This window comes from Candidatus Frankia nodulisporulans (genome assembly GCF_902806475.1).
In the GTDB taxonomy this organism is placed as follows: domain Bacteria; phylum Actinomycetota; class Actinomycetes; order Frankiales; family Frankiaceae; genus Frankia; species Frankia umida.
In genome coordinates this window covers 1-20,837 of record NZ_CADCWS010000057.1, presented here as the reverse complement: position 1 = coordinate 20,837, position 20,837 = coordinate 1, and the positions used below count along the sequence as shown (strand labels likewise).

21 protein-coding genes are annotated in these 20,837 nt (G+C 71.8%); 6 read left to right on the top strand and 15 right to left on the bottom strand.

What is annotated here, in order from left to right; all coding sequences use genetic code 11:
* Positions 1–190 precede the first annotated feature (190 nt).
* Both G6R24_RS08245 and G6R24_RS08240 read left to right on the top strand, forming a co-directional pair.
* Complete coding sequence (locus G6R24_RS08245; protein WP_217451606.1) at positions 191–847, top strand: class I SAM-dependent methyltransferase; 657 nt, start codon at positions 191–193, stop codon at positions 845–847.
* A gap of 102 nt (positions 848–949) precedes the next feature.
* Positions 950–1,627 carry a class I SAM-dependent methyltransferase gene (locus tag G6R24_RS08240; RefSeq protein ID WP_163548556.1) on the top strand — a complete coding sequence of 226 codons (678 nt, stop codon included), beginning with the start codon at positions 950–952 and terminating at the stop codon, positions 1,625–1,627.
* A gap of 271 nt (positions 1,628–1,898) precedes the next feature.
* Here the strand turns inward: G6R24_RS08240 and G6R24_RS24025 are convergent, their stop codons facing one another.
* The 5 genes from G6R24_RS24025 to G6R24_RS08215 all read right to left on the bottom strand — a co-directional run bounded on the left by G6R24_RS24025 (position 1,899) and on the right by G6R24_RS08215 (position 5,842).
* Complete coding sequence (locus tag G6R24_RS24025) at positions 1,899–2,441, bottom strand: putative immunity protein (RefSeq protein WP_391530254.1); 543 nt, start codon at positions 2,439–2,441, stop codon at positions 1,899–1,901.
* Positions 2,442–2,468: 27 nt separating this feature from the next.
* On the bottom strand, positions 2,469–3,095 hold the full coding sequence (locus G6R24_RS08230) for a hypothetical protein (protein WP_225438270.1): 627 nt from the start codon (positions 3,093–3,095) through the stop codon (positions 2,469–2,471).
* 114 nt (positions 3,096–3,209) lie between these two features.
* Complete coding sequence (locus tag G6R24_RS08225) at positions 3,210–4,067, bottom strand: SMP-30/gluconolactonase/LRE family protein (protein WP_163548554.1); 858 nt, start codon at positions 4,065–4,067, stop codon at positions 3,210–3,212.
* 406 nt (positions 4,068–4,473) lie between these two features.
* Positions 4,474–4,788: a hypothetical protein gene (locus tag G6R24_RS08220; protein ID WP_163548553.1), complete on the bottom strand. Its 315-nt coding sequence runs from the start codon at positions 4,786–4,788 to the stop codon at positions 4,474–4,476.
* Between the two features lie 247 nt (positions 4,789–5,035).
* Positions 5,036–5,842 (bottom strand): class I SAM-dependent methyltransferase, encoded by an 807-nt coding sequence (locus G6R24_RS08215; RefSeq protein ID WP_163548552.1) that lies wholly within the window; start codon positions 5,840–5,842, stop codon positions 5,036–5,038.
* 125 nt (positions 5,843–5,967) lie between these two features.
* Here G6R24_RS08215 and G6R24_RS24440 point away from each other — a divergent pair, with 125 nt between their 5' ends.
* Together G6R24_RS24440 and G6R24_RS23640 are read left to right on the top strand one after the other, a co-directional pair.
* On the top strand, positions 5,968–7,410 hold the full coding sequence (locus G6R24_RS24440) for an SAM-dependent methyltransferase (RefSeq protein WP_225438269.1): 1,443 nt from the start codon (positions 5,968–5,970) through the stop codon (positions 7,408–7,410).
* A 162-nt stretch (positions 7,411–7,572) separates the two neighbouring features.
* On the top strand, positions 7,573–7,965 hold the full coding sequence (locus G6R24_RS23640; RefSeq protein WP_225438271.1) for a MarR family winged helix-turn-helix transcriptional regulator: 393 nt from the start codon (positions 7,573–7,575) through the stop codon (positions 7,963–7,965).
* On the opposite strand, the gene G6R24_RS08195 is transcribed toward G6R24_RS23640, so the two are convergent.
* From G6R24_RS08195 to pdxR, 4 genes are all read right to left on the bottom strand, one after another.
* On the bottom strand, positions 7,929–9,074 hold the full coding sequence (locus G6R24_RS08195) for a hypothetical protein (protein ID WP_163548551.1): 1,146 nt from the start codon (positions 9,072–9,074) through the stop codon (positions 7,929–7,931). The genes G6R24_RS23640 and G6R24_RS08195 overlap by 37 nt on opposite strands.
* On the bottom strand, positions 9,071–9,718 hold the full coding sequence (locus G6R24_RS08190; protein WP_163548550.1) for a SigE family RNA polymerase sigma factor: 648 nt from the start codon (positions 9,716–9,718) through the stop codon (positions 9,071–9,073). Before G6R24_RS08190 ends, G6R24_RS08195 begins: the two co-directional genes overlap by 4 nt.
* A gap of 288 nt (positions 9,719–10,006) precedes the next feature.
* Complete coding sequence (locus tag G6R24_RS08185; RefSeq protein ID WP_163548549.1) at positions 10,007–10,834, bottom strand: restriction endonuclease; 828 nt, start codon at positions 10,832–10,834, stop codon at positions 10,007–10,009.
* Between the two features lie 347 nt (positions 10,835–11,181).
* The gene (pdxR, locus tag G6R24_RS08180) at positions 11,182–12,657 is read right to left on the bottom strand and encodes a MocR-like pyridoxine biosynthesis transcription factor PdxR (RefSeq protein WP_163548548.1); all 1,476 of its coding nucleotides are present in this window, start codon (positions 12,655–12,657) and stop codon (positions 11,182–11,184) included.
* A gap of 58 nt (positions 12,658–12,715) precedes the next feature.
* Here pdxR and G6R24_RS08175 point away from each other — a divergent pair, with 58 nt between their 5' ends.
* Positions 12,716–13,669, top strand: coding sequence for a DMT family transporter (locus tag G6R24_RS08175; RefSeq protein WP_217451632.1), 954 nt, complete (start codon positions 12,716–12,718; stop codon positions 13,667–13,669).
* Here G6R24_RS08175 and G6R24_RS08170 read toward each other — a convergent pair.
* From G6R24_RS08170 to G6R24_RS08150, 4 genes are all read right to left on the bottom strand, one after another.
* Positions 13,666–15,294, bottom strand: coding sequence for an ArsR/SmtB family transcription factor (locus G6R24_RS08170; protein WP_476695819.1), 1,629 nt, complete (start codon positions 15,292–15,294; stop codon positions 13,666–13,668). The two genes, G6R24_RS08175 and G6R24_RS08170, sit on opposite strands and share 4 nt — an antisense overlap.
* A 251-nt stretch (positions 15,295–15,545) precedes the next feature.
* Positions 15,546–16,376, bottom strand: coding sequence for an NUDIX domain-containing protein (locus tag G6R24_RS08160; protein ID WP_225438268.1), 831 nt, complete (start codon positions 16,374–16,376; stop codon positions 15,546–15,548).
* A 24-nt stretch (positions 16,377–16,400) separates the two neighbouring features.
* Positions 16,401–16,571: a hypothetical protein gene (locus G6R24_RS08155; RefSeq protein ID WP_276511385.1), complete on the bottom strand. Its 171-nt coding sequence runs from the start codon at positions 16,569–16,571 to the stop codon at positions 16,401–16,403.
* 380 nt (positions 16,572–16,951) lie between these two features.
* Positions 16,952–17,401 (bottom strand): hypothetical protein, encoded by a 450-nt coding sequence (locus tag G6R24_RS08150; RefSeq protein ID WP_163548545.1) that lies wholly within the window; start codon positions 17,399–17,401, stop codon positions 16,952–16,954.
* Between the two features lie 924 nt (positions 17,402–18,325).
* On the opposite strand from G6R24_RS08150, the gene G6R24_RS23240 reads away from it, so the two are divergent.
* Entirely contained in the window at positions 18,326–19,438 is a 1,113-nt protein-coding gene (locus G6R24_RS23240; RefSeq protein WP_263864023.1) for a hypothetical protein, read from the top strand.
* 187 nt (positions 19,439–19,625) lie between these two features.
* Here the strand turns inward: G6R24_RS23240 and G6R24_RS08140 are convergent, their stop codons facing one another.
* A complete protein-coding gene (locus tag G6R24_RS08140; RefSeq protein ID WP_225438267.1) occupies positions 19,626–19,982 on the bottom strand; it encodes a type II toxin-antitoxin system PemK/MazF family toxin in 357 nt (118 codons plus the stop codon).
* A gap of 55 nt (positions 19,983–20,037) precedes the next feature.
* Positions 20,038–20,685 carry a P-loop nucleotide/nucleoside kinase family protein gene (locus tag G6R24_RS08135; protein WP_225438266.1) on the bottom strand — a complete coding sequence of 216 codons (648 nt, stop codon included), beginning with the start codon at positions 20,683–20,685 and terminating at the stop codon, positions 20,038–20,040.
* Positions 20,686–20,837 lie beyond the last annotated feature (152 nt).

The following is a 20,837-nucleotide window of genomic DNA, read 5'->3' as shown; positions in this document are numbered from 1 at the left end:
ATCCCGCGGCCACCGGGTTCACACACCGGCCGCGGGATGCCCGGGCGGGGTGTGCGGGCTCTGGTGGGTGGACGTCGCACCGGTCAGTCTGGGTGCTGTGACCATCTATGACGTGATCGGGCAGGGGTATCGAAGGGTTCGGCGCGGCGATCCCAGGATCGCCGCGCAGGTCTAGGGCGCGCTCGACGGGATGAGCAGCGTGCTCAACGTGGGTGCGGGGGCTGGATCGTACGAGCCGCCCGCCACTGTCGTCGCGGTCGAACCCAGCCAGGTCATGATCGCGCAACGGCCGGTGGGGGCGGCGCCGTGCGTACGGGCCAGGGCCGAGGCGCTTCCCCTGCGTGAGGGCTGTGTCGAGGCGGCCATGGCCGTGCTGACGGTGCATCACTGGGCGGACCTGGCGGCGGGCATCGCGCAGCTGCGTCGGGTCGCCCGGCGCCGCATCGTCATCCTGACCTGGGATCCGGCGCTCACCGCGGAGTACTGGCTGTTGCGTGAGTATGTGCCGCGGGCCGCCGCGATCGACCAGGCGCGCGCTGTGCCGTTGGAACGGCTGGCCGATCTGCTCGGGGGCGCCCGGATCGAACCGGTCCCGGTCCCGTTCGACTGCACCGATGGTTTCGCCGCCGCCTACTGGCGACGTCCGCATGCCTACCTGGACCCCGATGTTCGCGCCGGGATCTCCGTGCTGGCCCAGGTCGGTGAGCCGGCCCTCGCCGACGGTCTGGCCCGGCTTGCCGCGGACCTCGCGTCCGGCCGGTGGCATGACCAGCATGCCGACCTTCTCGATCTCGACTGGCTCGACACCGGCTACCGGATGATCATCACCGATCTTGGGGGTGGATGACGACCTGACAGCACTGCCCGCGCCGGCGGTGTTCCTCACGGTCGCGGCGGAAAGCCGGACCCGGCGGCGGGGCGGTGACGGTGCGCCGCCACAATGTCGGCTGTGCTCGACTGGTCTCACAACACCTACTACCAGCGGCTGTTGCTGCGCCACCTGCCGCGGCCCTGCCGGCGGGTGCTCGATGTCGGCTGTGGCACCGGGGCGTTCGCGGCCCGCCTCGCCCAACGGGTCGAGCACGTCGACGCCGTCGACCGGTCCGCGCCGATGATCGAACAGGCCCGGCGGCACACCCCCGACACCGTCACCTGCGTACTCGCGGATGTGCTGGTCGACCCGCTGCCGGGCAGGGACTACGACGCGATCGTGTCGATCACCGCGCTGCACCACATGCCGTTGGAGGCCGCCCTCGAGGTGCTCGGGGCCGCGCTGCGGCCCGGCGGAGTCCTCGCCGCCGTCGTTCTTCCCCGCCGGGACCTACGCCGGGAGTGGCCTGTCGAACTCGCCGCCGCGGTCGGTCATCGCCTGCTCGGCGTCGTCTTCCTCGTGACCGGGCTGCTGCGGGGCGGCCACCCGTGCGCGAAGGAGCACCACACGCGCACGGGCATGCCCGTGCTCATCGACGCGCCGCTGACCACACGCCAGGCCGCCCGGGTGGCCGCCGCGGTACTGCCCGGCGCGCGGGTGCGACGGCTGCTGTTCTGGCGTTACCTCCTGCTGTGGGAGAAACCGCGGGACGCGTGTCCCTCACCCTCGCCTGGCCCGGGACACCCGCGGGGATGATCGCGGGGACCTGGTGCCCCTGCGCGTACCCGACCGCGGCTGGCTACACGGGCGCGTTTTGGCCCCGCCCGAGGCCCTCCTCGCCGACGAGTGTGGTCCTCGCTGTTCACCCAAGCCCTCGCGTCGCCCACGCCCCCGGCGCGGAAGAAGCCACCGGCCCGCCGCTCCCGGCTGGGCCCCTTCAAGAACGCGATCGATGCGATGCTCCACGCCGAGCGGGACGACCCGACCCGGCAGCCCCTCACCATCCACATGTACACGCATTTTCGGATCAGTCCTGGTCGGGCAGGGCAAGACCGGCTTGAAGGTCACGAATGATCGTGCCGAGTTGGCCTGATGTGAGGAGCCCGGGCCCGAGAGGACCTGACCGATCCTCGCCGACAGGCGGGAGGGCTCGTAGGGCGGCCCGGACCTCCGCCGTCATGTGATCGAGCTGCCAGCGGAGCTCGTCCTCGACGGCTCCTGGCCTGCCGGGGGCCAGGCCGGCCGCTTTGGCTGCATACGCGGCGGCGCCCAGTGCGTGCGCGCCCATGTGGCAGATGGCTACGGCTTGACCGGCGGCTCGGGCAGCGGCAGCTGCCGCAGGAGCCTTCACATCACCGGCATCGACCCCACCCACGAATCGACGGCGGATCTCCTCGGCAGTGTTCAGCTCTCCCCGGGAGAACGCCCGGGTCCGGGCGATGGCAGCGCGAGGGCGGTCATCCTTTGGAGCTTCGGCCTCGAACAGCACCAGAACCCGCTCTGCGCAATCGGCGGCCCATGCGGCGACAAGACGTCGATCGGCTTCGCTGAGCGTCTGCGGAGATCCCACTACGCCGACTCTACAGAGATGATCTGATCAGCTGATTGCAGCGCTCCAGATCCACGAGGTGCGACGAGAGTGGCCGTCGAGGTTGGCTCTTCCTGTGGACCACAGGAGGACTTGCGCCGGATCGCCCTCCGGAACGCCCGGGAACAGCCGGCTCAGCACCCCCGTGCAGAGTGAACGCGGGGGACGCCACTGCACGCCCATTCCCTCGGTGATGTCGTGGGTATGGAGGAGGGTCTCGGCGACGCCCATGGCCGCGAAACCCGTAGCGTCGGTCGGCCCGTGGTGCCACGCCCGAGCATCCGGGTTGGCGGCCAGCGCACTGCTGGCGGTGACCACCTGAAGCACCTCGCGCGGGTGCACGTCGCTCCCGACGGTGAGATCGAAGGGCAGGTACCCAGCCGTGGGGCGGGCTGCCACCTGTCCCGCATAGGCCAGCAGATCGTGCGCGACATGGGCGGCGGTCTTCCAGCAGCTCCACTCGACCGGCCCTGCCTGGACCTGCCAATCGCGAGTCTGATGAGGCCCGAGTACCCGCACCATCTCGGCCACAGCCTCCTCGACATGCTCGCCACTCATCGCACGCATGAAGGCAAGCCTCCCAGGACGAGCTCGTGGGTCAACCAGGAATCCGTACGGGCAACCATAGATCACCATCACGCGGCTGCTCGGCTTCGACCTGCTGCCCCGCATCAAGCGGGGCTCCGCCGCTGTCCGGACCCGAGTACTGGCATTACCGTAAAAGAACAATCCAGGGTCCGGCTCCTCGGCTCAGGGGAGGCTGATGGCGATGATGTGTCCTTCGCGGACGGCTGCGCGTCGCTGCTCGTCGAAGTCGGGTGCCGCGCAGGCGAAGAGAGTGCCGTCGCCGATGGCGCAGGCGAACACGGGCGTCCCGGGACTGATCTCGGCGCCGATCTCGCCTGCCGCGGTCAGCTGAAGCAGGCGATTGCCGCCGGCATCGGCGATCCAGAGGTTGCCGTCGGCGTCGAGGCAGGAGCCGTCGGGCGCGATGACCACCTGGCTGAGCACCTCGGTGAAGTCGTCTCCTGAGGGCGCTGGTCCGAAGGACGCCCAGGTGCGTCGATGGACGAGGTCACCTGACGGCGTGAGGTCAAAGGCGGTCACGCGGTTGCCGAAGGTCTCGTTCACCAGCAGCACATGTGCCGTAGTGATCACGCTGCCGTTGGGAAACCAGAGATCCGAGGCAACCTCGGTGACGCTCCCGTCGGGGTCGACCCGGTGCAGGGACGCCGGGGCGACGTTGTCACCAGAGGCCAGGTCGAAGCCGAAGTTGCCCACATAGGCTCGCCCGAACACGTCGACCACCATGTCGTTGAGCTGTCCCGTGGCGTGCCCGGACAGGTCCGCGTGGACGGCCAACGTGCCGTCGGTCTCCCGGCGGAGGATCCTGCGGTCACGCATGGAGACGATCAACAGCCGGCCGTCCGGGAGCCACCCCAGGCCAGACGGCTGCCCCGGTACCAACGCTTCGATCCGCAGATCCGAGCCGGATGGCAGGACCGACGCCACGCGGCCACCGAAGAAGTCGGAGAACCACAGGCGGTTCTCGTGCCACCTGGGCGACTCGGCGAAGTGCAGGTCTGCGACGACGGTATTGCGCGTCATGGTCAACGGAAGCCTCAGAGGGGTCGTGGATCATTCGGTGCAGGCCGATTCGGCAGCTGACCTTGGAAAAGGGAAGCTGGCGGGGCAGGCCATCTGGCTTCGATCTTCTCCAGCAGTTCCCGAATCACTATCCCCTGTCCTCCACCGGGCGGCGGGTAACGCCACGGCGGGGTGCCCGCCCACCGTTTCGGCTCCGTCTCGTCCGTGATCCCCCCATGCGCTCATCATCGTGGCCGTAGCGCCCGCGATGCCGCGCCTGGGTGCGCGGTTGGGCGCAGGCGGTCGCCGCATGAACGGACGCTTTGGCGTAATGCCGCGCGATGTCGACGTCGACTCTCGGAACCGCGACACCTGTCCGCATAATGGTGCGAAATGGCGCAGGGTGAATGATTGCCCGCTATGGGCGTCAAAAGATGACCGTGGAGACCTGATGCTGGCCAGTGTGAGGATCGAACCCGCCGACGACGCCCTGTTCCGCGAACGCGACGCCTGGCGCTATGACCCGCCCTACGACTTCTACGACACCGACAGCCTGCCGGTGAACAACCCCGAGCTCTTCTTCGCTGTGCGCGACGGCGATGGTGCCCTCCTCGGCTTCTACTTCTTCGAACCGGTCGACGACAGGCTGTTCCACGGGCTCGGTCTGCGGCCGGATCTCACCGGCCGTGGGCTCGGCGAGCAGTTCGTGCTGACCGGGCTCCAGTTCGCCCGCACCGTCCACGGCCGGTCTCGATGTCGCAGCCTTCAACGAACGCGCCATCCGCCTGTACCGGCGCCTCGGTTTCGCCGAGACCGGCCGGCATACCGAGACATACGACGGCTACGGGCCCGTGGAGTTCATCGACATGGAAAAACCCAGCTGACCGCCCTCCGCGTCGAGTTGGGTCGAGGCCGAAGCCCGGTCGGCGCTGACGGGATGGATGAGCAGGCGTCGCTGGACGGTGACGTGAAGCGGAGCCTGCTGTCGGTCACGGAGCGTGTCGAGCGGGCAGGGTGGCGCGCAGTGAGTACTGCACCGGGACGGGTTGGCCGGCGAGGATCAGCCGCCAACGGTCGTCCGGCCCGTGTTGCAGCTGCTCCCCGCGGCCCTCGGGGTTCGCGGTGTCGAGGTGTTCGGTGAGTGCGTCGAGGTGTAGTCCGGCGTGGGCGGCGGCGGTCACGATCTCGCTGAGGCCGTGGGGGTACTGCACGGTCTCGGTGGAGGTCAGGGCGGTGGCACTGCTGGCGTAGGACGACGTCGAGGGCAGGCGGTGCGCGCCACCGCCCTGGTAGGGGAAGCCGAACCTGACCGGGTCGACGGTGTCGATCATCTGGATCAGTGGGTGCCCGTCGATCAGTACCAGGGTTCCGCCGGGGCGCAGGGCCGTGGCGGCGGCGATCCAGGGCAGCACGCCGTAGGAGGCGAAGACGACGTCGAAGGAGCCCGCGAGATCGTCGGGTAGTCGTTGCGCGTCCGCCTGGACGAACCGGGCGTCGATCCCCGCCGTGGCGGCGAGCGTGCGTGCGCGTTCCACCGCGACGGGCGAGAAGTCCAGGCCGGTGACCCGTGCACCGAGCCGGGCCCACGACAGCGTCCCCAACCCGAAGTGGCACTGCACGTGCAGAAGATCAAGACCGGACACCGTGCCGACCGCCGCGGACATCTCCGCCCGCTCCCGTCTGGTCAGCGTGAGCCGGCCGGCGAGGAAACCCTCGACGTCGTAGTAGCTGTCCTGTCCGTGCCGGCGCGCCAGCTCGTCCCAGCGCGCCCGGTTCAGCTCGGTCGCATCATCCACAGCGGGCAACGCTAACGAACCGGGAACCACACACGTCAGGCTTCAGCCGTCGGCCTGCCCGCATGCGGCGTGCGCCTTTCCGGGTCTGCTATGGGGTGACGCCCCGCCGTCCTAGGATGAAAGGCATGGCTGATACGGCGAATCGGGTCGAGCCGTCCGGGGTGTGGGCCACCGCTGTGGGCGTGGCCCGCGTGCGGGCGATGGAGACGGCACGGGAGCGGCCGCTGTTCCGGGATCCGCTGGCGCTGGCCTTCGCCACCGCCGGCGGACGAGACCCCGCGGCGCCGTCGCCCCCGCACGCCGACGAGGCGGCGCGGCGCCGCTGGCTCGGTGTGGCCTTCTCGATCGTCATCCGGACGAAGTTCCTGGACGACCTGCTCGACCTGGCGGTCGCCTCCGGTGTCCGCCAGGTCGTGCTGCTCGGAGCGGGGATGGACAGCAGGGCCTTCCGGATGGACTGGCCCGCGCAGACCCGACTGTTCGAGGTCGACACGGCCGAACCGCTGGCCTTCAAGGCCGCGGTGCTGCGTCAGGAGCGGGTCGCCCCACGCTGCGAGCGGATCACCGTCCCGGTCGACCTGCGCGAGGACTGGCCCGGCGCCCTGGCCGCCGCCGGGCACGATCCGACGCGACCGACGGTGTGGATCGCCGAGGGACTGCTGATCTACCTGCCCGAGGACGCGGTGCAGTCGCTACTCGAACGGGTCGGCGCGCTGTCCGCCGCGGGCAGCAGGATGGGCCTGACCCTGGGCACCCGCGGTGTCCTCGAACGCTTCCGCGAAGACGCCGCCGCAGGATCACCGGCGTCGATGTGGGTCTCGGAGACGCCGCAGGACCCGGTCGGCTGGCTGGACACCCTCGGCTGGGACGCGCAGACCTTCACCCTGCGTGAGCGCGCCGCGGCCTACGGACGTCCGATGCGCACCCCCCGCGGCAGGACGAGGGCGCCGGCGGACTGGTCTCGGCGGTGCGCGCGGCACCCTGACCCCACCGGTCATGGCGCGCGACGACAGCCACGTTCACGCGATGCGCCAAACATGATCACTCTCAGGCCGCGTCTTCACCGCGCGCTACGGTTGCCGGCACTGCGGGTCATGCAGGCCAGCACCGCCAGCGAACGCGAAACCCTCGAAGCGTTCCTCGACTTCCACCGGGATGTCCTCGTCCACAAGGTGCGCGGTGTCAGCGACCAGGACGCCGCACGCAGGCTGCTGCCCTCACGCACCACCCTCGCCGGCCTCGTCAAACACCTGACCGTGGTGGAGCGAAACTGGTTCGGTCGGCTGAGCGACCCCGACGTGTCACCGGCCGGCGAGGAGGACGCGAGCTGGGTCCTCACCGACGCGGACACCGTTGAATCGCTGCTGGCGGCGTACGAGCGTGCGTGCGCGTTGTCCCGGAAGGCCGCGGCCGGGTACGCGATCGACGACGTCGTCGCCCATCCCGACCTGCCCCAGGTATCACTGCGGTGGATCTACATCCACATGATCGAGGAGACGGCCCGCCACGTCGGCCACGCCGACATCGTGCGCGAACTGACCGACGGCGCGACCGGCGCGCTCGGGTAGCAGACGGCCCGCCGCTTCACCGGCTCCCCGGCCTCGTAGATAGTCCCCACCCTGGACCGAGACAGCACCAGGGACGGTGGTCGCTGGCATATCGGGGTCGGGCGGAGCGCGAGCACGCCTTCGACCTGAAGGAACTCCACCGTCACGTTCCTCACGGACCGGCTGGAACAGCGCGGCCTCGTCCAACGGCAAACAGCGCAGACAGACCGACGTCAGAAGGTCATCAGTCTGACCGCCCGTGGCGTCGAAGTCCGCACCCGGCTCGTCCAGACCCTGACGGCAGGCTCCCCGCTCGCCCAGCTTTCCCCGGACGACCAGCAGCACCTCCACGCGCTGCTCGCCAAAGCGGGGGGCCGACCCGAGCCAGTTCACCTGCCAACCAGCCGGCCCCTCCAGCACCGCCGCCGACCAGGCGGACCAGGCCGGCAAACTCCGCCCGAGAGACTGACGTCCCTTGTCCGGCGACCAGGCGGGCTGGCGGACTGGCCGGATCGGCGCCCGACCGGTGGGACCGGCGGTCACGGGCACCTGTCGAGCAGGCCGATGGTCGTGTAGGCCCCGCAGATGGTCGCGGCGTCGACCTGCCAGGTGGAGCCGGTCCGCACCACGGTGACGGTCACGGAGTCGCTGGTGTGGCCGGGGCTGGCGCGTAGCCGCGGCTCGGTGAAGGCGAGTTCGGCCTCGATCGTGGCGTGGGTCGCGTCGAGGGCCACCGGCCAGCTGACGGTGACGTCCAGCGTCGCGACGAAACCCGGATGGTCGGTGAGGAGTGCGCGGCGGGTGGCCAGCAGCGCCGGTCCGCCCTGGACGAGGCCCTCCCACTGGGCGTCCGCGGTGGCCGGTGCGAACACGGCCTGGACGGCGGTCCGGATCGCGGCGGTGTCGGTGTCACCGACCGCGCCGGGCCAGGTGCCCACCCGCAGTCCGGTGGCGAGGGCATGGACCTCCGTCCAGTCGACCGGGACGGTGTCCTCGACGAGGAGGGCGAGCGTCGGGCCGTGCGGACCGGCCTGCCAGTAGAGGGCGCCGCGGTAGTGGGGGCCGGTCTCGCCGCCGAGCGCCGCCGAAGGGGCCGGGGTGGTGCCGTCACCGACCCGCAGGGCGGGCTGGCCCGCGACGGTGGTGCTGACCGCGCCGGGAAAACCGGTCCGGAGCTGGTCGAGGGAGTAGCCGTCGGCGCCGGGCAGCCAGTCGATGCCGACGGTGAACGTGGAGGCCCGCCCGCCGCCGCGGCGTTGGAAGGAACTGATGTAGGTCCAGGGCTGGTTGTTGACCCAGCCGGCTGGGCCGGTGGGTATGGCCGCCCCGTGAAAGGTCTGGGGCAGCGGGAAGCCGTGGCTGTCGAGGACGTGGACGCTGCCCTGCGGCAGCCAGCCGACGGTCACACTGCCGTAGGTCCACCCGGTGGCTCGCGACCCCCAGGTGCCGACCGTGCCGAGGTCGCCCCGGTGGCCCCGGTCGGTGAGCAGGGCCGTGGGGATCGTGACGCCGGCGGCGATCAGGGCGACGAGCGCGGCCACGCCGGCGATCCGGGCGCGGCCCTGGTGCCGGCGGGCGCGGGCGTGGACGGCGGCACCGAACGTCGGCGACACGCGGTGGCGGGGCGCATCGGTGCGCAGCGCACGCAGCTGGTCGAGCAGGTCGGTGTCCTCGGTCGGCTTCACAGCTTCTCCCCCCGGGCCGTGGTGGCGACGGGCAGCGGGCGTTCGTTGGTCAGAATGTCACTGTCGGTGGCCGGCCCCGGCCCGGCCGGTACCCGGGCGGCGCGAGGGGTGCGAGGAGTGCGAGGGCCGAGTCCGGTGAGATGGTCGCTGGCGCGCAGCCGCTGGAGGCCGCGGTGCGCCTGGGAACGGACCGTGCCGACCGAGCAGCCGAGTGCCGCGGCGACGTCCGCTTCGGGCAGGTCGTCGATGTAGCGGAGCACGACCACCGCCCGCTGCCGTGGAGGCAGGGCAGCCAGGGCGCGGACCAGCCCGTCGCGGACCGTGAGCAGGTCGGCCTGGTCGGCGTCCGGATCGACCGGATCCACGGTCCAGGAACCGTCCACGACAAGCGGCACCTCGCGCAGTCGGGCCGTCATCCGGCGCCAGCGGGACGTGGCCGCGTTGACCAGCGCGCGGCGCACGTAGGCCTCCGGTGCTCCGGCGGCGATCCGGGGCCAGTGCTCCAGGGTCCGTTCGAACGCACCCTGGAGCAGGTCCTCTCCCGCGGCCCGGTCGCCGCCCGAGAGCAGCACCGCGGTCAGCAGCAACCGGTCGGCGGCCTCTCCCATGAACACCTCGAAGGATCGTTCCTCGTCCGCACGCACCCTCGGCTCCGATCGGCTGCGGTCCACGTCCACGTCCACGTCGCCGGGCCGCGGTCGTCGCGCGGGCCGGCCTCGTTCACGGTTCCAAACGCACCCGGCCCGCCCCGCTATGCGCCTGACTCCCGAGTCCACGGGGCCTCCTCGGGCGGAGCCGGGTACGCGACGACGCGCCGCTCACGCCCGGAGGGAACGGGGGGCGTCTCCCCGCGCGGGCGAGGCGACCGGGCCACCGGCGTGCGCGCACAGGTCCGCGTGTCCTCGCCAGGGGGTGTTCGTCTCGTCGGCGGGTCAGGCCGCGAGAGCGAGCAACAGCAGAAGCAAGGCCGCCGCGGCGGCGGCGAGCGCCAGGCGTAGGGAGGCTTCGGCCCACAACGGCCACCACGACCACCGCCGCGGCGGCGGGTACGGGTTGGCGTATGCGTCGAGGCCGCAGGTGAGCGCGGCGATGCTCCATCCCGCTGCCACGGTGAAGCCGGCCTGCCAGGCTCCCGCGACGATCACCGTCAGGAGAGTCAGCAGCGGGACGATCCAGGCGATCCGCGTACCGGCTTCGGTCGGAAGCAACGGTTGATCGCGGACCTCGCCGGCAGACAGCACCGGCTGGCGCAGGGCGGAGAACGGCGGATGGCCCACTATCCACTGGGTCAGCGCGTGCTGTTCCACGACGACGATGTGGTGCTTGGCCGCGTAGTTGCCGGCGCCTGAGGTCAGACGCATCGCGGTCACGAGCACAAGAGTGGTCGGACTCCCCGGAAACCGTGTCTGGACGCGCTGGTGAAGACTCCGCGTTGTGGAGCTGTCCACGGTCGAGGTGCCGGTGTGGCGGTAACAGCCCACCGCGATCCGACCGCCCTTCGGGGCGACCGCCAGTACGTCGAGACCGCTGTTCCCGCTGCTCGGAAGTATATCCACACTGATGCAGCCGTCTCGTCTGAGCAGATCGGCAGTCAGACGAACGAAGTCGGCGGCGCTTCCTTCCTCGATCCTCCTGAGCTCCACCCGGTTGCGTTCGTGCAGGTCGGTCTGCCCCTGCCGCCAGCGCCACCCCGGTACCGCCAACGCGAGCAGGAGAGGCACCCACCAGCGCAGGAAGCACGCCACGATGATCAGTGCCACGCCGAGAAGGAGCGGTTGCCACGGGTTCGCCCACGGACATGCCGCGACAATCCGGTCCCTCATCTTCAACAGCTTCTTATTGTCTATGTGTTGATTATTTGAGTCGCGAGGGCGGTGCGCTGGCCAAAGGCGAGCGTCTGGAACCTCCGACGACTACGGATCCGAGTTGCCGCAGGTAGCCGCCTCGGCAAAGCGAAGCTCGCCACAAGTACGCAAAAGAAGCAGATAGCACGAATCCGGGATTTTTCAGCGCCGCGCCGCGCCGTCAGCTCGCAGCCAAGCGTGCTGCATCGCCGTCAGGTTCTGTCGATCCCAGCGCACCCGGTGCGAGACGCCGCCACGGCCATCTATCTGCCGTCACGGCGCACGACGCGGGTGATTGTCGCCGCGGCTTCGCGGAGCCGGTCGGGTGGGTGGGCGGCGTAGCCCAGGACAAGCCCCGGCGGGCCGGGGCGTTGGCGGTGCCAGGACAGCGGATGGACCAGCACACCGGCGGCGTGGAGCTGGTCGGCCAGCGCACGGTCGTCCACCTGGTCGGCGGGCAGGGTGACCAGCAGGTGCAGGCCGGCGGCGACGCCCTGCACGGTCGCTGTCGGCAGCGTGGCGCGCAGGGCGCCCAGCAGCGCGTCGCGGCGGGCGCGGTGGCGGGCCCGTACGAGCCGGATGTGCCGGTCGTACTCGCCGCTTTCGAGCAGCCGGGCGAGCACGAGCTGGGCGACGGTGGGGCTTGCGAGGTCGCTGGCGTGCTTGGCGGCGACCAGGTCGGCGTACCGCTGCGGCGGCGGGACGAACCAGCCCAGACGCAGCGCCGGTGCCAGGGTCTTAGACGTGCTGCCCGCGTAGGCGATCCGCTGCGGTGCGCTGGCGTGCAGCGCGGGGACCGGCTGCGGTGCGCTGGCGTGCAGCGCGGGGACCGGCGCGCGGTCGTAGCGGAACTCGGCGTCGTAGTCGTCCTCGAGGACCAGCTCGGCGTCTTGCGCCCAGGCCAGCAGCGCGCGCCGACGCGCCGGGGCGAGCACCACCCCGGTGGGGAACTGGTGGGCGGGGGTGAGGAACACCGCGCGGGCCCCGCTGTCGGCCAGCGCGTCGATCCGCAGGCCGTCGCCGTCGACCGCGACGGGCACGGGGCGCAACCCCCAGTAGCGGAACTCCTCCACCGCACCGCGTGACCCCGGGTCCTCCACCGCGATCTCGTCGATCCCGTCCCGGTGCAGCTGCTGGGCGAGCAGCGCCATCGCCTGCGCGACCCCGGAGACGATCAGAAGGTCGTCGGAGGTGACGCGCAGCCCGCGGGTACGTGCCAGCCACGGGGCGAGCGCCTCCCGTAACCGACGATGCCCGGCGGGGTTGCCGTAGCCGAGCTCGTCGGGTGGTGTCTCGGTCAGCACCGCCCGTTCGGCGCGCAGCCAGGCGGCGCGGGGAAACGCAGACAGGTCCGGCACCCCCGGCGACAGGTCGATGCCCGCCGCGACCGGCAGCCGCGGTCGGGGCAGCGGCCCGCGCGGCGCACCGTTCGGGGGCCGTGCCGGCCGGGTCGGCGGTCCCGGCAGGGTCGGCGGGGCCAGCACGAGGGTGCCGCCACCGCGGTGACCGCCGACCAGCCCCTCGTCGGTGAGCCGCCGGTAGGCCTCGACGACAACGCCGCGTGAGATCCCGAGGTCCGCGGCGAGCGTGCGGGTCGCCGGCAGCCGGCAGCCCGCCGGCAGCCGACCGTCGGCGATCGCCGCCCGCAGCGCGGCAACCAGCCAGCCGGGCAGCCCACGGACCGGCGCGGTCGCCGGATCGAGCTGCAGAAAGTCGGTCCCGCGCCCTGGTTGGTCCATGAAACACATCCGTTGTTGGCACTGGTGTGCCGACCATGCTGGCCGTGAGCATCGGCGGGTGTTCACCCGCCTGTACCTGCTCGCCGGCACGATCGGCATGACGTTCGTCGGCGGCAGCGTCGCGGTCTCCGGGACGCTCACCGACGCGGAGCTCTACCCGGCGCAGGCGCTGCGCTACCTGCTGGGCTGCGGCCTGCTGATCGGCTTCGCCCGGTGCGGTGGCCGGCCGCTGTACCGGCCGCGCGGCGCCGACTGGCTGTGGCTGCTCGGCGTGTCCGCCAGCGGACTGGTGCTGTTCAACGTGGCCCTGGTCCGCGGCTCGCGGCATGCGGAGCCGGCGGTGCTCGGTGTCGCGGTGGCCTGCGTGCCGGTCGTGATGGCCACCCTCGGGCCGCTGGTGGAGCATCGCCGGCCGCGGGCACGGGTGCTGGTCGCGGCCGGCGTCGTCACCGTCGGCGCCATGCTGGTCGAGGGCGTCGGACGCAGTGACACCCTCGGCCTGTTCTGGGCCGCTGTCACGTTCGCCTGCGAGGCGGGCTTCACCCTGCTGGCCGTTCCCGTGCTCGGCCGACACGGGCCCTACGGCGTGTCGGTCCACGTCACCGGGCTCGCGGCGATGCTGTTCACCGTCCTGGCTGTCAGTACCGGCAGCTGGCGGGCGCTGGCACGCGTCGACCTCGCCGGCGCGCTGGCCATCGGCTACCTCGCGACCGCCGTCACCGCCGTGGCGTTCGTCTGCTGGTACACCTGCGTGGGCGGACTCGGCGCCGGCCGCGCCGGGCTGCTCACCGGCGTCGCCCCGATGGCGGCCGCGGCGATCAGTGTGCCGGTCACCGGCCAGGCGCCCGCCCCGCTGGTCTGGGTCGGCGTCGCGGTCCTCGCCACCGGTCTCGCCTTCGGGCTGGGCGCAGGCCCCGTGAAGCAGGAACCCGTGTCGCGAGGAACAGCGATCCCCGATCCTCAGACCGAGGACGACGTCAGGCCTGATGCCGTCTCCGGGACAGCGCGCTAGCGGCCGGCGGCGAGGACCTCGATGGCGGCCGCCGCGACGGCGGGAGCGAGACGCGGGTGGTCGAGCGCAGGCAGCAGCGCATCGGGGGGTGTCGCGGCGACGAGGGCGTGCACGGCGGCGACCCGAGCCGCGGTGGTGATCGGCCGGCGGGTGGTGACGGCCGCGCGCAGCAGCCCGGGCAACGCGTGCAGCGGACGGGGCCCCGAGGTGGCGGCGGCCAGCGGAGGAGGGGTTTCCGGGCGGGCACGCAGGACGAACACGCCCTGCGGCGGCGCCGCCAGCCCGATCAGATCGACGATCAGGTCGAGGTCGGCGGCGAGCCGGTGCAGCGCTCGGATGCCGTACTCGACCGGGTCGTAGAGCGTGAGATCACCGACGCCGACCGCGATCAGCAGGCCGGCCAGGTCCCCGCCCCGGGCCGGATCCACCACGGCCACGCGGGCGCGGCCCGGGGGGATGCCGCGCGCCCGCAGGTAGCCCAGCACCGCGGCGGCGGCGGCGACGGCGAGGCCGTCGTTGACCGTGTCGAGCAGCAGGTGGGCGTCGGAGGCGAGCGCGGCGCGGGCGGCGTCGACGCGGTGCAGGTGGGTGTGGACCAGGACGGTGGCGGCGAACCCCGGGGCGAGCAGGCCGATCGCGGTCGCCAGGTCGGCCGGGTCGCGGGCGGCGACCGGCAGCGGGACGACGTCCAGGCCGGTGGCCAGGTGCAGGTGCAGCGCCTGGGACTCGACCGCCGGCAGGGCGGCCTCGGGGGCGAGCGGCTCGAAGTCCAGCACCGCGCTGGCGTCGGTCAGCAGCGCCACCCGGCGGGAACGGCCGGTGACCCGGTCGACGTGGCGGGGATGGTCGGCCAGGTAGTCGATGACACGTCGGTCGGCGTCCGCGTCGGACAACGCCAGGTCGTGGCTGCTCGGGGTCGCCGCGTAGGCCCGCTGGACGAGTTTTCCGGTGGACGCGGCGGCGAAGACCAGGTCCTCCGCCAGCAGCAGGTCCGCGCCCAGCCGTTGGCGCAGCGCACCGACCAGCCAGTGCAGCGTGGGCCCACCGTCGGCGTCCAGGGTGATGCGGCGACCGCCCGCGGGATCGGACTCGTCGGAGTGCACCGTGATCGTGCCGGGAGCATCGGCCACGACCGCCGCGACGGTCGCCGCCGCCGCTCCCGGGATGTGGATACGAATGCTGTAGGCGGGCTTCGTCCCGGGCGGATTCGTGGTCATCCCCTCGGCGCCCTGACACCCGCACCGCACCGCACCGTGCACGACCCGGGCGCCCGGGTCGACGGTTGCGCTCCCGCGGTCACCGCGCACTCGTCTCGGCCTCGCGGAGCTCCTCGAGCAGGCGAGCATCCCGGTGAGGATCCGCCGCGCGGCCTGCATCAACGCGGCCACGTCGACCCCGGCCAGCGCGTAGACCACGGTCGAACCGTCGCGGGTGGCGGTCACGATCCCCGACCGGCGCAACACCGCGAGCTGCTGCGACAGGCTCGAGGGTTCGATCTCGATCGCGCCCAGCAGATCCCGCACCGGCATGGGTCCGGCCTGCAACAGCTCCAGCACCCGAATCCGCACCGGATGGCCCAACATCCGAAACAGCTCCGCCTTCGCCTGGTACAGCGGAACCTGCACTGCCGCCCGCCTCCTCCTGGACACCCGATGCTCCTGGACATCCCACACACGACGGCAGGGGCCACGGAGTTCCACCCGCGAAAATCATTATGTAGTCAATTGAAGAATTATGCAATATGTTGCCTGCTCGGAAACCATCGGCGACGCAACGGAGCCGACCGTCGCGCAGTACAGCAAGATCTTCTGCTTTCCGTACTCTGCAGGCCTCCGGTGGTGACCCGGCTGGCTCCAGAGCGGGTTACACGGGCCCCTCAGGTGTAGGCGCGCAGGATCTGGCCGCTCTGGTCACCCTCGACGCTTTCGAGGTAGGCGCCGGTGAGACGGACCATCGGCACCGGGGAAAGACCGGGGAACCGGTCGCCGAACGTGTCGACCGCATCCTCGGCGAGGCCAGGGCTGACGGCGTTGATCCGCAGCCCGCGGCGCAGTTCCAGACTGGCGGACAGCACGAACCCGTGCAGGGCCGCGCTGGCCACACCGCCGCCCGTCACAGAGCTGCGCCTTTGCGGCACCGGCAACATTCTCGGCAGCGAGACCGGGCAGGCCGGCGGTCCTTGGTCGGGGCGGGCCTGATTGATGGGCCGACGCCCGGGTTGCTGGCGCAACGCGGCTCGGGCGAGCCGTCCGAGGCAGACGTCGAGTGGTTGGACCTGGCCGGCGAGCGGGGAGGTGCCGTCCCACCATGTGATCGCGGTGATCTCGTCGTTCGGGGCGAAGGCGTTGCCTGGGGTCGCGCGCGCGGCGTAGATCGCGGCGTGTTCGGCGCGTCGTTCGGGGCCGAGTGCGAACCGCGCGTAGCCGGCGAAGGTCAGATCGTCGAGCTGGTGGCCGGATTCCTCGTGTAGCTCGCGGATGGCTCCCTGGCGTGGTGTTTCGCCGGGGTCGATCATCCCGCCTGGTAGTTCCCAGCAGGCGCGCTGGCGGTTGAACACGAGCAGCAGGCAGCCGTCGTGCCAGAGCGCGACCAGCGAGACGGTCAGCGGAGCGTCGCGGACGCCGATGTGGTCTCCGGCCGGGTGGAACGCGACCAGGATGTTCCCGTCGTCGTCCGTGGCGAGGGGCTCGAGATCTCGACCGGCCACGCGGTCATTGTCTTCTGGTCGTGTTCAGCCGGTGGTCTGTTTGCCGCCGCGGGTGGTGGCCCAGCGGCAGGAGGCGGTGCCGGTCTCGATGATGTTCCCGCCGAAGGTGGGGCGGTCGACGAGCGCGGCGCAGAGCCGCGGGTCGGTGAAGGTTTTCGTCCAGCCGGAGAACGACTCGGCGGACGCGGCGACCATGGCGATCGCACACTGTCCCCCATCGGATGCTCCCAGTATTCGCTGTCTGTCACCGCTTCACCACATGTTGGCGTTGTTGCGCCAGGTGGCCGGCAGCTCCGGTCGTCTGCCACCGGCCAGGTGGCGGGCCCCCTGTCAGGAGGACCCGCAGCGGTTCTTCTTCCCGACGATGACGACAGCTCCCGTGCGGACGGGCATGGACGCGCGCCGAGGGTCCGGTGGCGCTGTACCTCGGCTGGTCCGACAGTGATCCTGGGAACGCGGAAGGGCTCGCGTCCCACCGGGCCGGATCGGGCAGGGTCTTCGAATACTCGATGGCGAGGTGCTCGACGCGAGGGGCGGGCATGCAGGTACCCGACCTGCATGCCCGTGGTGTTCCCTTACGCGGCGTAGCGGGTGATGTCCTGCACGCGGCAGCGGTAGCCGGGCAGCGCGGGCTTCAGCGCCGAGGTGTCCTGGGGGGACTGCTGGCCGGACTGAAGGCCGTTCACCGCGACGAGGCCGGTTCCGATCTGGGTGGCGCCGTCACCGGACTCGAACACGATGTTGATGATGTAGTTGCTGGCCTTGGAGCTGTGGTTGGTCACCGTTACCTTGGCCGCGGCGTAGCCGGCTTCGTCCGGGGCGCAGGCGGTGATGGTGACGTCCTCGGAGTGCTCGGGTCCGGCGGGTGCGGCCGCGACGGCCGCCTGGGCCTGACCGGCGGCGAGCGCACCCGAGCTGGCGCTCGGCGTGGTCGAGGTGTTGGATTTGCCGCCGCTACCGATAGCCGTCGCGACGATGATCAGAAGGACGAGCACGCCGCCACCGATCAGGATCTTCTTACCCATTATTCCCCCGTGTGCATGATGCTGTACGTAACGGAGGGAAAGTGTAGCGACATGCGTAACAGGTGATTGCGCCGGGTCAACCCGCCCCGCGGCTGCTCAACGCGCGAGGGTCGGAGTGAGTTCGGTGCGCAGGTCACGGGAGTCCGTGTCCGGTGCGGGTGTGGACTGTTCGCCCACGGACGAACCTACCCAGCCGAGGTCCGAAGACTCCCGAGCCGGTTTCGCCCTCCTCCTGTGTTGGCGCCCTGGCACCGCCTGGCCGGTAGCCGCTGTCGTCTGCTGCCGGCCAGGCGGCCGGGCCTTACCGCAGGTGTCGGCTGAAGAACCGGCTTCCGTGAAGACAAGAGCAGACGCAGCGAGACCGGACGCTTCCTCGCTGCACGCCATCCCGGACCCCCACAGTCTGACGCTCGATAATCTTCCCTTCTCGCGCGTCAGCGGTGCGGTGACACGCCGGGCTGTTCCGTTTCGTTTACGTCGCCGCCCGCGACGATACGATGTTACGTATCACCTTACGAGTCGAAACATAATGACGTTGGGTAGGGTGGGGAGATGTCGGATGACGGAACAGGACATGGGATGAGCCGGGTACCCAGGACGCCGCGCCAACGTGAGGAACCGTCGGAGCCCGACGGGTCGGGGGACCCGGGCGGGCCGTTCCGTCCCCCGGCGCCCCGTCCCGCCATCGAACCTCCGCCCGGCGCATCCCCCGCGGTCACACCGCCGCGCGACCAGGCCGACAGCCCTGCCGGCGGCGCGTCCCTCGACGCAGCGCCCGGCGACCGGGTGGGTTCCGTCACGGGAGCCGACGGCGTTGTGGCGCCCGAGCCGGCTTCCCCCCCGCCGCCGGCCACCGCAACCACGCGGGCGGCAGAAGCAACGGGAGCCGAAACCGACCCCCCAGCAGCGGCACCGGCCGCGACGGTGCGGTGCGGATTCCCCGGCTGCACCCGTCCCCCCGCCCCGGCGGACGGGCCGGGGCGTCCCCCGGCCTACTGCGACGATCCGGCGCACACCCGGCTTTCGGCCTACCGCCGCCGCCGCGACCTCGCCGCCCGTCCCGCCGCCGCCGGGACGCATCCCACCCGGCTTTCCGGCGGTGACCACGGCGACCCCGCCGTCGGCGCCGCCCGCACCCTGGTCGCGGGTCGCGCCCGTGCCGAGGACCTCGCCGCCCGGATGCAGACCCTCGCCACCGACCTCGCCACCGCCCTGGACGCCTTCGCCCGGCAGATGTCCGCCCTCGGGGACGTCGCCGCCGCCGAGGCCCAGGTCGAGGCCGCCGAGGCGGAGGCCGCGGAACGGGTCACCGAGGCCGTCGCCCGCGCCGTGCGCGCCGACCAGACCGCCCGCGCCGCAACGACCGCCCGCGCCGACGCCGACGCGGTGGCCGCCGACGCCGTGAGCGCCCTCGAGGACGCCGAACACCGCCTGGCCACCGCCGCCGGCCAGGTCGCCGCCGCGGAAGCCGCCGCCCACACCGCCCGCGCCGACGCCGACGTGGCCATCGCCGCCGCCATCGAGCGGGCCCGCGCCGACACCGACGCCCGGGTCGCCGACGCCGTCGCCGCCCGTGACCAGGCCGCAGCCGAGCTCACCCAGCTGCGCCGCGACGCCGACCGCGACGCCCGCGCCACCGCCGAGCTACGCGCCGAACGCGACGCGCTGCGCGAGGACATCCGCACCGAACGCGCCGAGGCGCTGCGGGGACGTCAGGCCGCCGATGCCGAGGCCGCCCGTGCCCGCGCCGACGCCGACGCCGCCCTGCAGCGCCACCGCGAGCAGGCCGCCGCCGACCTGGACCGCGCCACCACCACCGCCGCCGCCGACCTCGCCCGTCTGCGCGCCGAGTACGAGGCCCGCCTGGACGCCGAACGCCAGGCCACCGCCGAACGCCTCACCGTGCTCGCCGACGCCCGCGCCGAGGCCCGTCTGCGCGCCGAACGCGCCGAACGCCAGACCGACGACCTCACCGCCGAACTGCGCACCCTGCGCGCCACCACCAGCCCGGTTTCGCGCTCCTCCGCAGATGACTGACCCTTGACGAAGGATGCGGACGCTCAGCCGCCGCGCTGAGCGCGCATGTCCGAACTCGTGTGCATGGCTGATCGATGTCCGCGAAGGTCCTCGGCTGCCGGTCCTCGGTCCTGGTTGTCAGTCAGGTCCAGAGCGCCCGGTACGTGCCCGCGTGCTGGGGCGCGCCGGGCCCGGTGTCCCCGGCTGGCTATGTCCGGCCTTGGACGAGTCCACCGCGACGCAGGAGTTCCTCGATCTCGTCGAGTTTCGCGGACGGCAGGACGCCCGCCTGCTCGATCAGGTCCTCCCGGGTCAGCGTGACCAGCCAGGTGCAGGGGATCAGACCTGGACGTGGGAGTGCGACCCGCAGGACGCCCTCATAGGGCAGTCCCTCGGGCGCGCCCACGGCCACCTCTGCGGCCAGGTCGCCCAGGTCGGTGCCCGCGGGCTCGACGACCCGCATCGCACGGAACCCGTATGTCGGTTCTCCCGAGAGCAGGACGACCAGGCGACGCTCGCCGAAGTCTGCCCACCAGACCTCGCCGTACTGCATGTTTCCTCCCACCGCCCTCGTCGATCTTGACGCGTGAAGCCCGGGGGTGACTGGTCGGTGACGGCCATTAGCTGTCGGTGCAGGTGGGCCAGTGCTCGGCCGCCCACCGCGCCCAGTCCGGCCAGCCGGGCGGTGGGCCGGGGATCTCGCCGCCGTCGAGCTCGACGGCGTCCGGTACCTGGAACTGCTCACGCCATCGGTCCAGGTCGGCGGTGCTCATCGGGAACGTCTGGTGCGGTTCCGTGGCCTGGCGGTGGGCGATCCGGGCGAGCTGGGTGTCGGTGTCCACGGGAAGGTAGACCACCTGGCTGGCGGCCCCGGCCGACCGTGCCAGCCAGCGCAGCGCGAAGCGTTCGTCGCGGCCCCACAGCCCGTAGTCGAGCACGACGCTGGTCCCCAGCCGCAGCGCCTGCAGGGCGACCGAGATGAGCCGTCCCTCCAGCACGAAACGTGTGCCGCCCGCGATCGGTTCGCCGAACAGCGGGATCATCCAGTGATCCGGGGTCAGCCGCAGCGCCCGGTGCGCCGCGGCGAGCTGCCTGGCTCGGGTGGTCTTCCCGGCTCCGGGAAGACCGACCATGAGGATCATCGTGGCGGTGCGCGGATCGGGCTCCGCGAACGGGCCGAGCTGCCGCTCGGCGGGTACAGCCGCGGACGGGTGTGGGAAGGGCTTCTGGCGTTGTGCCTGTGCGTCGGATCGCTGCGGCGCTGACATGACTCCCCTGATCAGGCAGGACGAGCCGACAGTGCGGCGCTGGACGGGCACGCGGCTGCCGGCGGGACACCGATCGGGCGGTACACCCAAGCGATACCTGCCCGGCTCGGGGCAGACATCGGGACCGCGGTGACCGCGGCCCTGGTACCACC